The organism is Kibdelosporangium phytohabitans, assembly GCF_001302585.1.
Lineage (GTDB): Bacteria > Actinomycetota > Actinomycetes > Mycobacteriales > Pseudonocardiaceae > Kibdelosporangium > Kibdelosporangium phytohabitans.
In genome coordinates, this window is the sequence record NZ_CP012752.1 from 3,353,384 (window position 1) to 3,368,776 (window position 15,393).

The window sequence follows — 15,393 nt, forward strand, 5'->3', positions numbered from 1 at the left end:
TGGACTCGTAGCATGACCGATCCGGACGCGTCGACGCTGGCCAGCGCGGATGACGCGCTGTTCCGGCCGGTCCGGACCGGCAACGCGTTCGAGGAGACGGTCGAGCGCCTGCTGCAGGCCATCCGGCTCGGGGTCGCCGGACCGGGTGAACGGCTGCCCGCGGAACGAGACCTGGCGACCCGGCTGAACATCAGCCGGGTCACCCTGCGCGAGGCGATCCGGGCGCTGCAGGAAGCCGGGTACGTCGAGTCCAAACGCGGCCGGTACGGCGGCACGTTCGTCAACGAGACGCTCCCGGCCGCCAAACCCGTGGGCAGACAAGGCCCGCCGGTCGACATCGAGGACGTGCTGACCATGCGCCGGGTGCTCGAAGTCGGTGCGGCGGAGGCCGCGGCGGCCCGCCCGCTGACCGACACCGACCGCGTGCACCTGCGCAACCAGCTCGCGGAGTCCAGGACGGACGACCTGTCCGAGTACCGGCGCAAGGATTCGCGGCTGCACCTGGCGATCGCCGAGGTCGCGGCGTCGCCGGCGCTGACATCGGCGGTGGCCGACGTACGGGTCCGGCTCAACGAGTTGCTCGACGCGATCCCGTTGCTGCACACGAACATCGACCATTCCGCCGCCCAGCACGCCGCGATCGTCGACCGGATTCTCGCCGGGGACACGGCGGGTGCGCGCGACGCGATGGCCGAACACCTCGACGGCACCGCGTCCCTGTTGCGCGGATTCCTGTCCTAGCAAGGAATCCACTGAGGAATCAGCTGGGCGGCGCTGGCGCGTAGGCGGTGCCGAACGCCGCCCACACCAGCGGGGTCGACTCCGGTGCACCGGTGCTCTCCCACCGGTCGGCCTGCTCGCGTTGCCAATCGTTCAGCGCCGCAACGGGATCTTCCTGCTGTTGTGCGTCGTGCACAGCCAGCACGGCCGCGGCCAGCGTCCCTCCGGCAGGGGCGGTGAAGCCGGGCAACAACGCGGTCAGGCCCGCGTCGGTCGGCAGGACCCAGCGGGTGGCGGTCACGTACTCCGCACCGCCGTGCACCAGTGCCGCGACCAGACCGGACGGTTCGGCGTAACGGTGGTCGCCGCCGCTTTCGCACGCGATGAGGGCGGCTCGGTTGGGGATACGCCAGCCCAGCAGGTCGGCGGCGGTGAGCGGGCCCTGGGCCAGGTGCAGGCGGGCGTCAAGGGCGTGCGCGGCGGTGGTGACGTGCCCGACGTAGAGGAACCGGCCCGCTTCGGCCAGTGCGGGCCGCAGGGTGTCGCGATCGAGGACGTCCAGTGCCGCCAAGGCTTCCGGGATCTCGCCGAGGACGCGGCCGAGTGGGGTGGGCGGGTCGACCGCCCCAGCCACCGGCCCAGTGCTGGGCGACACCCGGCGGGTGCGGGCGTTGCGGACGGTGGCCGGGGTCAGGATGGACAGTCTCGCGTTGTGCACGAAACGCTCCGCCTCATCCACCCGCAGCGTCTCCCACGGCACCTGCGTGGTGGACGGCGACGGCTGGACGCGCACGTGCAACTGGTCCCCGGCCAGGATCACCGCGTCCAACTCCCTGGCCAGCTGCGCCGGGACGAGCGCGGCGGCGAGGCTGGTGGACAGTACGCGTTCACGGTCCCGGTCGGCCAGCGCGCCGCGCGAGAGCGCCCTGGTCAAGGCCTGGTGCGCGGACTCGCCGGGGCGTGAGGTCGGCAGCGCGTCGGCCAGCGCGGCCAGCGGCGGACCGACCCGGTCTCTCGGCAGGATCAGCACTCGGGGGTTGTCCGGATCGTGTTCCCAGCGCCAGCTCACGTACAGCTCGCCCGCGTCGACATACGTCACCTGGACGGTCACCACGAGCGCACCACCTCCGCCGAACGCACCTGAATGCCGTAGCGCCGTTCGGCGATGTCCAGCCACGGGTCCAGGGCCGACGGCACCGCGGGATCCGCCCGCACCCGGGGCGGCACAAGGAGTTCCGGCGTCGGCAGCGGTTCACCCTCGCCCGCGGCGGCCAGCGCGAGATCGTCCGGCGAAGGCAGCGACAGCAGGTCGGCGCGGCCGGTGCCCGCCGGTTCGGCGGACTGGCCGGGCAGGGACACCGTGGCCGCCAGGTGGTCGAGGTAGGCAGCCGCCAGCGGGACGTCCAGGGTGGCGCCGATGGCGACGAGAGCCGCTTTGGTCGCCGGGGCCGCGGCCAGCGCGATCCAGCGTTCACGCAGCGGACCTGCCCGGAACCGCCTGCGCGCGGCCTCGGCGGCCAGTGCCGCGGGGAGGGCCAGGTCCAGTGCGCGGGCGCCCAGTTGCGGCTGCGGCACGCCGTGCAGGACGCGGCGGTGCAGCGCGTCCGCCCGCCACCAGTCCAGGTTCAGCGCCAGGTGCCACAAGCCGTTGTCCACGCAGAGAGCCCGCGCCTGGTCGAAGCACTCGTCGGCCCCGGCGAACTCGGCCAGCGACTCGTAGGCGTTGCCGCGTACCGACAACACACCCGCGAGGATCCGGGGTGAGTCCGTCGGCACCTCGTCGAGCAACCGCAACGCTTCCCGCGGGCGTGACTGCGTGACCGCGGCGGCCGCGAGGCCGAACTGGCTGGCCACCCGGTGCCACGGGTCGGTGCCCAGCCGCGCCGCCGCGGTGTAGTGCGCCACCGCCTCGTCGTCCCGTCCTGCGAGGTGGGCGAGCCTGCCGAGGCTGTTCAACGCGACCGCCTCGCCGTCGCTCTCGCCGATCGCGGCGAACAACTCCCGCGCCAGGTGCAGGTGTTCGGCGGCGGCGACCTGGTCGCCGGTTCCGTCGGCGATCTCGGCCAGTGCCTGGTGGATGTTCGGGATGAGGTGCGGCGCCGCCTGACCCGCCAGCGCCATCGCCCGTTCGGCGTCGGCGGCGGCTTCGGCGTAGTCACCCGCGGTGGCCAGCACGTCGGCACGGGTGCTGAGCAACGCGGCAACACCCGCCTCCTGGGGGAGCGGGAACCAGGTGACGGCGTCGAGCCCGGCGTCCAGTACCTGCCGGGCCGTGGCGAAATCGGCGTTGTGTCGCAACGCGTGTGCCAGCTGGATGTGCCAGGTGAGCACGTTGCCGAGTACGGGTTGCGCGGTCTCGTTGGCCGGTTCGATGTCCAGCGACCGGCGCAGATCGGCCAACGGCTCCTGCCACGCGCCGGTGTTCAGGACGATCTGCGCGCGGGTGGCGAACAGCGTCGCGCGTAAGGACACCGTGCCGAACTCGTCGCCTGCCAGAGCCTCGCACTCGTGGGTCAGCTCGATCGCGGTGGTGATCAGTTCGATGGCCTCGTCGCCGTCGGTGAGGCCGGCGAGGTTGATCAACGTCTGCGCCCGCCGGGCCAGTGCCTCCGGATCGCCGGGCGCGGCGAAGGTCAGTTCGTACGCCTCGCGTATCGGCGGCGCGGCTGCCTCCCAGTCACCCTCGGCGGCGAGCGTCGCTCCCTGGTTGTGCAGGTGCTTCCATCGCTGCCAGCTCGGCCCCGCCGGCGTGGTCATGGCCATATCGTAGGCGGCGGCGGCAAAGTTGTGATCGGTAGTAGGCGCCCGCGTCCGAGGCTTCTCCCATGACGAGAGGAGAGGCCTCGATGAACGACACCAGCCAGTCCGGATACGTGTGGGCGCCACCTGGGCCCTACGAGGTGCGGCGCAAACCCCGCCGCCGGGGTGGACATGCACGGTTGCTCGTCCTCGCCCCGGTCGCGATGGTCGTGTTCATGCTCTTCGGCGTCTCCTACCTGGCCTCGTCGGACCCTGCGGTGACCCTGCAGCCCGGGGCCGGGTTCGCCACGGTGTCCGGCAAGGAGGTCGCGCTGCTGCCGTACCACCGCAGCGGAACCAGGGGCATGTTCCAGATGATCACCCAGGACATGTTCCAGGTCCGGTTGTCCGCCACCGAACTGGACACCGGGCGCGCACTGTGGGACGTGCCGCTCGCCGGCGAACTGAGCTGGCAGGCCAGGGTGCTGGCCTCCGGCACGTGGAACACATATGTCGTCACCGACGGCGGCCTGGTGATCCTCGATCTGACCAGCGGTGCGGTCCTGGCCCGCGACCACGGCATCCAGGGCCTGCCCCGGGCGGTGACCTCCCGCGCCGCCTACGGATACGACGCGTCGGCCAAGGCCATCGTGGCCATGGACGCCGACGGCGGCCTGCACACCATCGCACTGGACGCCATCACCGCCATCCCCGCCTCGCCGCAGGTGGTGGCCGCGTGGGCGGGCAAGCTGAGCGCCAAGCGTCCCATCGGTACAGCCACCAGTTCCTCCGCCACCGAGGGTGTGGTGTCCGGTGGGGGAACCGTGCTGCTCCAGCCCCGCGGCAACGCTCCCGGCCTGGGCCTCGTGCGCCGCAGCGGAGGCGGCGGCACGCCGGTCGGCGACACCGTCTTCCACGAGGCGCAGATCCCGCTCACCCCGCCGCCCGGCGAGGCCGAACCCGAGGACTTCCCAGCAGGCCGCCGTTCCACCATCGCGGCCGGAGCGCCCGCCGGGCTGGTGGTCGTGCACCACAACCGTGACGTCAACTCGAAAGAGCGCGCGCTCAGCGTGGTGTCGCTGCGGACCGGGGAGGTCACCGCGACCCTGCCGACCGGCACCGGGTCGGCTCGTGCGCTGACCAGCCCGGGAAACCGCACGCTGATCTACGTCCGGGCACCGGGCGACACGGCGGGCGAAGGCCTGGCGTTGATCGGCCTGGACGGGCGGGCCACCTGGGTCGAGGTCGGCAGCGTCGACTACTTCGGCAACCCCGGATAGAAGGGACACGTCGTGAAGCTGCGGCAGTTCTTCGGCCGGGTCGCGATCGCCGCGGTGGTCATCTCGTCGGTGTTCCTGATATCCCATGGCTGCGCGGCCAACCTCAGGGCCAGTGGCGCCACCGTGTACCAGTTCTTCCGCGCTGTCGGGGCGGGCGACGCCCCGACAGCCTGTCATCTGCTCTCCGGCGCCGCGCTGGCCAAGATCCAGACCAGCACGGGCACGTCGAGTTGCCACGCCGCGGTCACGCAGATCCACATCGGACTCACCCAGGCCGAGCGCGAGCGACTGGTCAGGGGCGAGGCGGACGTGCGGGAGTACTGCGCGGCCATCGCCGGTGACTTCAGCTCGCGTGAGGAGCTCGTCTTCGACAACAACCCGCTCGGTATGCAGTACATCCTGCTGGCCGAGCACGAAGGCCGGGAGACGATCAGCGACTGGGGCTGGAACACCTGGCGAGTGTGCTGACCGGATCCGGTTCAGTAGCGCGTCGCGCACTCGGCACGCAGGCCGGTGACTCGGGGCAATGCCGTGGCGCGGCTGAGGTTCCAGCTCTGCCACGACCTGTCGTCGAGCCGCTCCAGTGCGCCTGTCATCGCACACCGGTGTTCGACCGGGAGCCGCAACAGGACGGGGACCGCGTCCGCGGACAGCCTGGACAGGTAGTCCACGTCGACCTTCTTCGTCTGCTCGTACCGGGCGACGTTGTGCTCGGCGGCCACGCGTTCCGGGTTGAGCAGGGCGAACAGGAACAGCCCGGCGAGGCCGGAACCGGTGATCGCCCGTGGCAGCCACCGGGCCTCCAGCCGGACACCGGCCACGAGGACCAGCACGTACAGCAGGCCCAGCCACAGTTCGAAAGCCTCGACCGACAAGCGCAGCACGGTGAAGCCGTACGCCTGCTGGTATGTCCACATCCGGCTCAAGGCGGACGCGACAATCACAAGTACCAGCAAGGACAACGCCCCGAGCAGGCCACGCAACCACTTGCGTTCCGCCGGTGTCCGCCGTGGCGCCCACCGGGCCGCGGCGGCCACGACACCCAGCGTCAGCACGGTCACGGCGACCAGTTGCCAGAAACCGCCGCGGGCGTACTGCGCCGATGTCACGTCGGCGGTGTGCAGCACGTAGTCTGCTCCGCCGAACAGTGCCGTGAACTGCACGGCGGCGAACGCCGTGAACAGCAGGACCAGGATGCCGACCGGCATCGCCCATTCCATGATGGACAGTCGCGACGGCTTGCGCGGCTGGTCCGGCAGTCGCGGCCCTGACGCGATCACCAGGCTCGCCCCGGCCATCCCGATCGCGACGAGGACGAACACCAGGATCCAGCGGAACGTGAACTGGCCGTCCATGTCGGGCGTGATGCTGCCGAGCAGGTTCGCGAACGCCGCGTCGGCGCTGGCCAGCAGCGGGACGAACACGACCAGCAGTGCGGCGCTGAGCAGCACCGGCTTGGCGATCCGGACCTTCCTGCGGGCCTTGCCGTTGTCGCGCAACGCCTTCAGCCCGCGAAACACCCACGGCAGGCAGAGCGCGCTGGCGAACGTCACCGTGACCGAGCCGAGGACGATGCCCGCCAGCGACCTGCCGCCCGCGACCGCGAGTGACGCCGCCGCGAGTGACCCGAGCAGGCACAGGTAGAACAGCCATTCCGCGTCCCTGAACGGCGTGATGCCGATGAGCGCGAGCGAAAGCCCGCCCCACGCGAGCGCCGCGGGCCCCGGCCGTCCCATCACCAGCCATGCCGCCGCGGCGCACGCGATGGCCACGATCGGGTAGCCGATACCGGCGGTGGTGCCTGGGAGGGCGATCGCGCCCGCGGCACCCGCGATCCCGATCGCCAGCAGCGTGCGCGGCGGCGCCGGTTTCTCGGGTCTTTCCCAGTGCATGATCGTGGGATAGGTGGTGGACGGCACGAACGGCCGAGTCAGCATCGGCGGCGTAGTCAGTGATTGATCATTCATCAACTCTCCAAGCGGTAATCGTGAGTGGTTAGGCCGGTTCTAACCGGCCTAACCACTCACGAGGGCTGACCAGGCAGGACGACGCGGATGCCGGCGGGCTCCACGACCGAGATCTCGCCGCCGTGCAGGTCGATCACCCAGCGGGCGATGGCCAGGCCCAGGCCGGTGCCACCGCCCGCCCTCTCCCCTCGGGTGAACCGCTCGAACACGCGCTCGCGGTCGGCGGGCGCGATGCCCGGTCCCTGGTCGCGGACCTCGATAACCGCCCCGCCGTCCCCGACCGGGCGGGACACCACGACCACGTCGCCGCCGTGCGGCCCGTGCCGGACGGCGTTGTCCAGCAGATTCCAGACCACCTGGTGCAGCCGGCCGCGGTCGGCGAACACCTTGCCCGGCCGGACGTCGAGGACGAACCGGGCCTCCCGGCCCGCCACCGCTACCTCGGCGACGACCTCGTCGAGCATCGGCGAGAGCTCGAAGCACTCGCGGTGCAACGGCGACACCCCCGCGTCCACACGCGACAGGTCGAGCAGCTCGGAAACCAGCCGCCCCAGCCGTTCGGTTTGCGACAGCGCCGTGCGCAGCGTCTCCGGATCCGGTTCGGCGACGCCGTCGACCACGTTCTCCAGCACCGCCCGCAACGCCGAGATCGGCGTGCGCAGCTCGTGCGAGACGTTCGCGATCAGCTCACGGCGCTGCTGGTCGGCCGCGGCCAGATCGGCGGCCATCGTGTTGAACGCCCGTGCCAGCTCGCCGACCTCGTCACGGGACGTGGCCCGCACCTGGCGCGTGTAGTCGCCACGGGCCATGCCCCGGGCCGCGGCCGTCATCTCACGCAACGGCCGTGTCATGCCGTGCGCGAGGAACTGCGAGGTGACGACGCCGATGGTGATCGCGATCAGCGAGGTGTACGTCGGCAGCCAGCCCAGCCGGAGCCAGAAGTACGTCAACGCGGTCGCCCCCGCGCCCGCCACCAGCAGGCCGATCTTCAGCTTGATCGACCGGATCGGGTCGAGCGGTCTCGGTAACCCCTTCATCGGGGCGCCTCCAGCGCGTAGCCGACCCCGTGCACGGTCCGGATCAGGTCTGCCCCGAGCTTGCGGCGCAGCGCCTTGATGTGGCTGTCGACCGTCCGCGTGCCCGCCGGGTCCGACCAGCCCCACACCTCGCTGAGCAGGCGCTCCCGCGGCACCACCGCACGTGGCCGGCCGGCCAGGTGGACGAGCAGTTCGAACTCGGTCGGCGTCAGGTGCGCGGGTTCCCCGGCCCGCTGCACCCGGCGCTCCACCGGGTCGATCTCCAGGTCACCGAGCACGATCGTGGCCGCGGCCTGCTGGTTGCGCTCGGCGCGGCGCAGCAGGGCGTGCACCCGTGCCGCGAGCTCCCGGATCGAGAACGGCTTGGTCATGTAGTCGTCGGCGCCGACGGCGAGACCGACCAGCAGATCGGTCTCGTCGTCTCGCGCCGTCAACATCAGCACAGGCACAGGGCGGTGCGCCTGCACCCGACGGCACACTTCCAGGCCGTCGAAGCCTGGCAGCATCAGGTCGAGCACGATCAAGTCGGGCGCGTTGCGCCCGGCCTTGTCCACCGCCGACGGCCCGTCGTGGGCCAGTTCGACCTCGAACCCCTCCGCGCGCAGCCGCGCGGCCACCGACTCCGCGATCGTCAGCTCGTCCTCGACGACCAGGATCCGCCGTTGCCCCTCCCGCATGGGCCCGACTCTATGCGCGGGGCATGGAGAGCTCCCGCGAAAGATGTGAAGGTCCTGTGGATATCCGGGCCTGGCTTTGTCGCGCCGGTCGTTGACGCCTCGCAGCACGCCCGACATCGCCCCAACCATGCTGGTCGGCAGGCCGAAGCGAAGATGTCGGCCGCGTGGGACGAGGGCGATTCAACGCTGTCGGTTCGCTGTCGATTGAACGTTCTGCCCGGTTCCTGCGTAAGGATCGGCAGGTCATCCCCATGCGAGCGATAGGAGTGAGCATGTACCGAAGACTTGGCGTGCTGGCCGTGGCAGTGCTGGGGTTCACCCTCGTCGCGCCCGCGGTGGCCGCCGAGCCGGGCTCGTCCGGGCGGTTCCCGGCCGAGTTCGCCCTGCCCAACGGCTTCATGCCGGAGGGCATCGCGATCGGCGACGCGCCGACGGCGTACTTCGGCTCACGGGCCGACGGGTCGCTTTTCCGCGTCGACCTGCGGACCGGCAAGGGTGAGGTGTTCTCGAAGGGTCCCGGCACGCCGTCGGTCGGCCTCAAGATCGACAACCGCAGGCGGGTGTTCGTCTCCGGTGGCACGGCAGGCGACGCACGGGTCGTCGACGCCCGCTCGGGCGCCGTGCTGAAGAGCTACAAGTTCGCCGGCACGGACACGTTCGTCAACGACGTGATCGTCACCGACCTGGCCGCGTACTACACCGACTCGCGCAAGGCAGTGCTGTACAAGATCCCGTTCGGGCGGCACGGCAAACTGCCGGAGACCTTCACACCGTTGCCGCTGACCGGCGATTTCGTCCTGACTCCCGGCGTGAACAACGCCAACGGCATCGCCGAGACCCCGGACGGCCGCGCGCTGCTGATCGTGCAGAGCAACACCGGCAAGCTGTTCCGCGTCGACCCGGCGACAGGCGTGACCAAGGAAGTCGGCCTCGGCGGTGAGGTGCTCACCAACGGCGACGGCCTGCTCGTCGAGGGCACCACGCTGTACGTGGTGCAGAACCGGCTGAACACGGTCGGTGTGTTCAAGCTCAACCGGTCCGGGACCGCGGGCAAGCTGGTCACCAAGGTCACCGACGCCCGCTTCGACGTCCCGACCACGGTGGCGTCGTTCGGCAGGCGCCTCTACCTGCCGAACGCTCGCTTCACCACGCCACCGACGCCGGACACGCCGTACAACGCGGTCGCGATTCCGCGGCCCTAGGAACAGATGGCTCCCTGAGCCGCGGAGCCGACGAGGCGCGCGTACTTGGCCAGAACGCCGGTGCGCCTCGTCGGCTCCGGCGTTGTCCAGCCCTGCCTGCGCTGCTCGAGTTCCTCGGGGGAGACGCCGAGGTCCAGCGTCCGGGACTCCATGTCGAGCACGATCGGGTCGCCGTCACGCACGAACGCGATCGGGCCGCCGTGCGCGGCCTCCGGCGCGACGTGCCCGATGCACAGGCCGGTGGTACCGCCGGAGAACCGGCCGTCGGTCAGCAGCAGGACCTCCTTGCCGAGGCCCGCGCCCTTGATCGCGCCGGTGACCGCCAGCATCTCCCGCATTCCCGGCCCGCCGCGCGGCCCTTCGTACCGGATCACCACCACGTCGTTGGGTTTCAACGTGGGCAGCGCGTCCATCGCGGCCTTCTCGCCGTCGAAAACCCTCGCCGTGCCTTCGAAACGGGACGAGTCGAAGCCCGCGCTCTTGACCACCGCGCCTTCCGGCGCCAGGCTGCCGTGCAGGATCGTCAGCCCGCCGGTGGGGTGGATCGGGTTGGTCAGCTTGCGCACGACCTCGCCGTCCAGCTCCGGCGGCGCCAGCGCGTCCAGGTTCTCCCGCAAGGTCCTCCCGGTCACGGTGAGACAGTCGCCGTTGAGCAAACCCGCGTCCAGCAGGGCTTTCATCACGACCGGAACGCCGCCGACCCGGTCGACCGCGGTCATCACGTGCCGCCCGAACGGTTTCACGTCCGCCAGGTGCGGCACGCGGTCACCGATCCTGGTGAAGTCGTCCAGCGTCAGCTCGACCTCGGCCTCGTGGGCGATCGCGAGCAGGTGCAGCACGGCGTTCGTCGAACCGCCCAGCGCCATCACGACCGCTATCGCGTTCTCGAACGCCTCCCGCGTCAGGACCTGCCGCGCGGTGATGCCTTTCGCGAGCATCCCGACGACGGCCTCGCCGCTGGCACGCGCGAACGTGTCCCTGCGCCGGTCGACCGACGGCGGGCTCGCCGAACCGGGCAGCGACATACCCAGCGCCTCGGCCGCACACGCCATCGTGTTGGCCGTGTACATGCCGCCGCACGCGCCCTCACCCGGGCAGATCGCGCGTTCGATCTTGTCGACCTCCTCACGCGAGATCAGGCCACGCGCGCACGCCCCGACGGCCTCGAACGCGTCGATGATCGTGACCTCGCGACCGTCCACAGTGCCCGGCAGGATCGACCCGGCGTACAGGAAGACCGCGGCGACGTCCAGCCGCGCGGCGGCCATCAGCATGCCCGGCAGGCTCTTGTCGCAGCCGGCCAGCAGTATCGCGCCGTCGAGCCGTTCGGCCTGCATGACGGTCTCCACGGAGTCCGCGATCACCTCACGGGACACCAGCGAGAAGTGCATTCCCTCGTGGCCCATGGAGATGCCGTCGGACACGGAGATCGTGCCGAACTCCATCGGGAACCCGCCCGCGGCGTGCACACCCTGCTTGCTCGCCTGCGCCAGGCGCTGCAACGACAGGTTGCACGGCGTGATCTCGTTCCAGGAGGACGCGACGCCGATCTGCGGCTTGGCGAAGTCCTCGTCACCCATCCCGACCGCCCGGAGCATGCCCCGGGCCGCCGCCCGTTCCAACCCGTCCGTGACATCGCGACTGCGCGGCTTGAGATCCATCCCCTGACTCTAGTGCGGAAATGCGGAGGCGGCCCGCCCGCGGACTCGTTACGATCACAGCGTCGGCATGGAGTAGTTCAGTGGCAGATCACCCGGCTTGGGACCGGGAAGGCGCGGGTTCGATTCCCGCCTCCATGTCCTTCCTGGTGTAGATCAGCGGCAGATCACCCGGCTGTCATCCGGGAGGGCGCGAGTTCGACTCTCGCCACCAGGTCGAGCATCGCTGTCAGGGGGAGAGCCATGTCCGAGGACCAGACGCACACCGCGTCGCCCGGGTACGCGACTGGTCAGCTGGCGCGTGCCCTGGCCAGGCTCGTCGAGTCCGGTGACCAGGGCGCGCTGCGCAAGATCCGGCAGTGGGAGGCCGTCCTGGCCGGGATGACCAGCGGAAACCTCACGGTCGGGTCGCGCACACCCGTGGCGGGCACCCCGGCGTGGGTGACCCTGGAAGTGGCGCACGGCGGCTTCGCGACCGGCGAGTACCTCGCCGAGGTGCCGTTGACCGACGACGAGACGGCCAAGCTGCTGCGACTGCCGGACGACGTGCCCGGCGAGACCGACCGCGAGCGTCTCAACCTCTGGTACCTCGGCGACGCGGGCCAGGCCGAGCTGCTGGCCGCGTTGCGCACCGGGCACTACCGCGTGGACGTGCCGGAGGACGCCGCGCTGGCGGTCGTCGCCCTGTTGCTGGACAGGGGATTCGCCGAGCAGGCGTTGGACCTGGTCGCCGAGTTGCGGCCGTTGGCGCACCGCCTGCGGTTCACCCCGCGGTTCGAGCCGGTCGCCCGGACCTCGGGAACGGCGGTACGGCTGGCAACCGTCAGCGAAGTCACCGGTTCGCTGCGCGAAGTCGTGATGCCGCAGCAGATCGCCGCGATGCGTACCACGCTGAGCGTGTGGAATCCGTTGTACGACAGGCTTGTCGCGTTGTGGTGCGAGACCGTCGACGGAGATCTGCCGTACCTGGAGGCCGGTTCCGTACGCGGCGGGTGGCCGTGCAGGCGCCAACCGGAAGGCTGGGCGGACCGGCGTGCGCACTGGCTCGCCGACTACGCGTCCGCCGACCGTCCAGTTTCGGGACGGCACGCCCACCCGAGGAGCAACTTCGCGCGGCTGCACGCCGCGTTGCGCAACAGCGACACGTTGTCCGCCAGGGACGTGGGCTGGGTCCGTCGCGCCATCGCGAACACCGTCACCAAAGCCGGTGCGCCGGGATCCACGCAGCGCTCCCAGCTGCGCGACACCCAGGCGGCGGTCGCGGCCCTGCCGACGAACGAGGGCCTGGCTGGGGTGCTGATCGACCGGCTCGGCCGTTACCCGGCGGACGGCGGACTGTCGTCGCTGGACCGGATCGCCGCCGACGTGTCCGATCAGGACACCCGGGACGTTCCGGCCGGCACGCCGATCCCGGTCGCGTTGCGCGACAAGGCGGCTCGCGCGCTGGAAGCCCCGGCGGACGAGCTGGTGCGCCGTGGCGTGATCCCGTCCGGTGAGGTGCTCGCGACCGTGTTGCCGCAGCTGACCTCGCGGCTGATGTCGTCGGGCATCGAGGACCCGGTGGCCGCCGGGCTCTACGAGCAGACGTACACGGCGTTCCGGCGCAGGCGCAGCTTGCTGCTGCTCAACCTGGAGCACCAGGTGCGGTTCAGCGAACTGCCATGGGCCCGTGCCCTGTCGGTCTTCCGCGTGTCCACACGGGACGAGACAGCGGCCGTGCGCCGGGCGCTGCGGCAGGTCACCATGCTCGCGATCACCGAGTTCCCGCACGCCATCCTGCCCAATCCGCTGGTGGCGGAGCTCGGCGCGCTGACCGGCCGGGCCGGGCTGAAGCTGCCGCTGGTCGAAGAGGTGGCCGCGGACATCTTCATGGGCAGGTTCACCCGCAAATGGCAGGACGCCGCACTCGTGGCGAGCCGGACCATGGCGGGCACGCTCTACTCGGACTACTACGACCTGCCGGGCGAGTCCACCTGGACCGGGGAGCGCAAAACCACCTGGTGGAACCGCAGGAGGACCGCGGACGTCTTCGGTGAGCTCTGCGAACGACGCGCGCGGGAAGCGGGCCTGCCCAAGTGGCGGTCGACCGCGGGCAACGGCGCGATCATCGAGCAGAGCCAGATCCTGACCACGCACAACCTGGCCGTCCTGGTCACCGAACTCGACCTGGCCGACCAGGTCCGCGAGCGGGCAGGCGAGCTGGCGTGGCACACGTTCGACTGGGTCGTCCGCAGGCTGACGCAGCCGGCCGATTCGGGCCACGCGGCGTTGATCCAGGTCAAGAACGCGGCTTACGCGTGGCGCCAGGCCATCTTCCTGCTCAGCTTCGCCACGCCCGAGCAGCAGAAGGCGACCGTGCGCAAGCTGGGCACGCACGTCCACGACGTGGGCATCGACTCGTGGTTCCGGCCCGCGGTCCGCGGCCTGTCCGGGGTGCTGCGCGGCGAGCGGTTCGACTCAGCGGGCACGGTCCACGGCGGGAAGCGTTTCCTCGGCTGGGCCGTCGGCGAACACTGGGCCTTGTCGGCCAGGGGGCCGGCCGTTAGATGAGGTCGCGGCCTTCCGCGTCCGTCCCGCCTCTGGCCAGCAGGATGATCCCGTCGATCCAGCACCAGAACACGCCGACGCCGACGAACATCAACGCCAGCTGCGTGACGGCCATCTTGGTGTGCCCGGTGTAGAACCGCCCGATCCCGAACGGCAGGAACAACTGCAACAGGCCCGCGGCGGCCCGGTACCGCTGGTTCGGCCACGAGACGCCGGTCGGCGCCGCCAGGGCAGGCGGCGGGGCCGTCGGCGGCAGCGCCAGCGGGGCCAGGGGCGGCGGCATCAGCGGAGCGGTGGGCACCGTCGGCAGCTGGGGCGCGTGCGCGGTGGCCAGCGAGCGGGGATGCGGCTGCGGCAGGTCGGCGAACAGGGGACGCAGGTCCGCGCGGGTCTCGGCGTCCACCGCTTTCTGCACCCGGTCGTCGTACTCCGCGATGGGCAGCCTGCCCTGCGCGAAGTGGTCGCCGAGCACCGAGAGCGCCTCGTCACGCTCCTGGGTGCCGATGCGTACCAAGTCCGGGTCGTTCACGGACGTAACAGTACTCAATCGAGGTGACGAAATCGCTCGAGTCCAACTGGACTGTTCAGCTTCCTGAAGTGATCAACTGTAGGGTCTGGGTATGTCCGGCGCGCCGACCGTCGTCTCCGTGATCGCCGGGTATCTCGACCACCTCGCCGTCGAACGGGCGACCGCGCGCAACACGCTCGACAGCTACCGCCGTGACCTCAACCGGTACGCGGACCACCTGGGGACAGCCGACTTCGGCGCGATCACCGAGGAAACCGTCTCGGAGTTCGTCGCGGTGCTGCGAGAAGGTGATGACGAACACCCGCCGCTGGCCGCGTCCTCGGCGGCTCGTGCCCTGGCCGCCGTGCGCGGCCTGCACAAGTTCGCGGTACGGGAAGGAATGGTCGAGCACGACCCGGCCCGTGAGGTGAAACCGCCGCAGACGCCACGGCGGTTGCCCAAGGCGCTGCCACTCGACGACGTACTCCGGATTCTGGACGTCCCCGGCGACGGCGTCGCGCCGCTGCGTGACCGGGCACTGCTCGAACTGTTGTATTCCACGGGCGCGCGGATCTCCGAGGCCGTCGGTCTCGACCTGGACGACATCGACACGATCGAGCGAACCGCGTTGCTCGACGGCAAGGGCGGCAAGCAACGGCTGGTGCCCGTCGGCCGTCCCGCGCTCGCCGCGCTGGACGCGTATCTCGTGCGCGCGCGACCGAGCATGGTCAAGCGCGGCACCCCGGCGGTGTTCCTCAACCAACGCGGTGGACGGCTTTCTCGTCAGAGCGCGTGGCAGGTGCTGAAGGACGCGGCGGAACGTGCCGGGGTCACGGCAAAAGTTTCCCCCCACACACTTCGTCACTCTTTTGCCACACATCTGCTGGAGGGAGGGGCCGACGTTCGGGTGGTTCAGGAGCTTCTCGGCCATGCCTCCGTAACCACAACGCAGATCTACACGCTAGTAACGGTGAATACGCTCCGCGAGGTGTACGCGACCGCTCACCCTCGCGGCGGCGGATAATCTGACAGAGGCCGGACAAAACGGAGGTGGCGCG

The 15,393-nt window shown here is 70.7% G+C and carries 13 protein-coding genes and 2 tRNA genes; 8 read left to right on the top strand and 7 right to left on the bottom strand.

Annotation, left to right across the window (positions count from 1 at the left end; all coding sequences use genetic code 11):
- The first annotated feature begins 12 nt into the window (after positions 1 to 12).
- Positions 13 to 741 carry a FadR/GntR family transcriptional regulator gene (locus AOZ06_RS15585; RefSeq protein WP_054290053.1) on the top strand — a complete coding sequence of 243 codons (729 nt, stop codon included), beginning with the start codon at positions 13 to 15 and terminating at the stop codon, positions 739 to 741.
- 19 nt (positions 742 to 760) lie between these two features.
- Here the strand turns inward: AOZ06_RS15585 and AOZ06_RS15590 are convergent, their stop codons facing one another.
- A complete protein-coding gene (locus AOZ06_RS15590) occupies positions 761 to 1,831 on the bottom strand; it encodes a CHAT domain-containing protein (protein WP_169798922.1) in 1,071 nt (356 codons plus the stop codon).
- Positions 1,828 to 3,477, bottom strand: coding sequence for a tetratricopeptide repeat protein (locus tag AOZ06_RS15595; protein ID WP_054290055.1), 1,650 nt, complete (start codon positions 3,475 to 3,477; stop codon positions 1,828 to 1,830). The genes AOZ06_RS15590 and AOZ06_RS15595 overlap by 4 nt, the downstream gene beginning before the upstream one ends.
- 89 nt (positions 3,478 to 3,566) lie before the next feature.
- Here AOZ06_RS15595 and AOZ06_RS15600 point away from each other — a divergent pair, with 89 nt between their 5' ends.
- Both AOZ06_RS15600 and AOZ06_RS15605 read left to right on the top strand, forming a co-directional pair.
- Positions 3,567 to 4,739, top strand: a complete 1,173-nt coding sequence (locus AOZ06_RS15600; RefSeq protein WP_169798923.1) for a PA2928 family protein — start codon at positions 3,567 to 3,569, stop codon at positions 4,737 to 4,739.
- 12 nt (positions 4,740 to 4,751) lie between these two features.
- On the top strand, positions 4,752 to 5,207 hold the full coding sequence (locus tag AOZ06_RS15605; RefSeq protein ID WP_054290057.1) for a hypothetical protein: 456 nt from the start codon (positions 4,752 to 4,754) through the stop codon (positions 5,205 to 5,207).
- 11 nt (positions 5,208 to 5,218) lie between these two features.
- Here the strand turns inward: AOZ06_RS15605 and AOZ06_RS15610 are convergent, their stop codons facing one another.
- Genes AOZ06_RS15610 through AOZ06_RS15620 form a run of 3 tightly spaced genes read right to left on the bottom strand, consistent with a single transcriptional unit; the run spans position 5,219 to position 8,420 of the window.
- Positions 5,219 to 6,706, bottom strand: coding sequence for a DUF4153 domain-containing protein (locus AOZ06_RS15610; protein WP_225954825.1), 1,488 nt, complete (start codon positions 6,704 to 6,706; stop codon positions 5,219 to 5,221).
- Positions 6,707 to 6,762: 56 nt separating this feature from the next.
- On the bottom strand, positions 6,763 to 7,743 hold the full coding sequence (locus AOZ06_RS15615) for a HAMP domain-containing sensor histidine kinase (RefSeq protein WP_054290058.1): 981 nt from the start codon (positions 7,741 to 7,743) through the stop codon (positions 6,763 to 6,765).
- Entirely contained in the window at positions 7,740 to 8,420 is a 681-nt protein-coding gene (locus AOZ06_RS15620; protein ID WP_054290059.1) for a response regulator transcription factor, read from the bottom strand. Before AOZ06_RS15620 ends, AOZ06_RS15615 begins: the two co-directional genes overlap by 4 nt.
- Positions 8,421 to 8,692: 272 nt before the next feature.
- Between AOZ06_RS15620 and AOZ06_RS15625 the strand changes: the two genes are divergently transcribed.
- Entirely contained in the window at positions 8,693 to 9,622 is a 930-nt protein-coding gene (locus tag AOZ06_RS15625; RefSeq protein ID WP_054296673.1) for an NHL repeat-containing protein, read from the top strand.
- Here AOZ06_RS15625 and ilvD read toward each other — a convergent pair.
- A complete protein-coding gene (ilvD, locus tag AOZ06_RS15630) occupies positions 9,619 to 11,283 on the bottom strand; it encodes a dihydroxy-acid dehydratase (RefSeq protein ID WP_054290060.1) in 1,665 nt (554 codons plus the stop codon). The genes AOZ06_RS15625 and ilvD overlap by 4 nt on opposite strands.
- Before the next feature lie 66 nt (positions 11,284 to 11,349).
- Here ilvD and AOZ06_RS15635 point away from each other — a divergent pair.
- The 3 genes from AOZ06_RS15635 (at position 11,350) to AOZ06_RS15645 (ending at position 13,830) form a co-directional block, all read left to right on the top strand.
- Positions 11,350 to 11,421, top strand: a tRNA-Pro gene (locus AOZ06_RS15635).
- A 4-nt stretch (positions 11,422 to 11,425) separates the two neighbouring features.
- Positions 11,426 to 11,497 (top strand) — tRNA-Asp (locus AOZ06_RS15640).
- 26 nt (positions 11,498 to 11,523) lie between these two features.
- Entirely contained in the window at positions 11,524 to 13,830 is a 2,307-nt protein-coding gene (locus tag AOZ06_RS15645; RefSeq protein WP_054290061.1) for a hypothetical protein, read from the top strand.
- Here the strand turns inward: AOZ06_RS15645 and AOZ06_RS15650 are convergent.
- Entirely contained in the window at positions 13,823 to 14,356 is a 534-nt protein-coding gene (locus AOZ06_RS15650; RefSeq protein WP_054290062.1) for a DUF1707 domain-containing protein, read from the bottom strand. The two genes, AOZ06_RS15645 and AOZ06_RS15650, sit on opposite strands and share 8 nt — an antisense overlap.
- A gap of 91 nt (positions 14,357 to 14,447) precedes the next feature.
- On the opposite strand from AOZ06_RS15650, the gene xerD reads away from it, so the two are divergent.
- Complete coding sequence (gene xerD / locus AOZ06_RS15655) at positions 14,448 to 15,359, top strand: site-specific tyrosine recombinase XerD (RefSeq protein ID WP_054290063.1); 912 nt, start codon at positions 14,448 to 14,450, stop codon at positions 15,357 to 15,359.
- Positions 15,360 to 15,393: the final 34 nt, after the last annotated feature.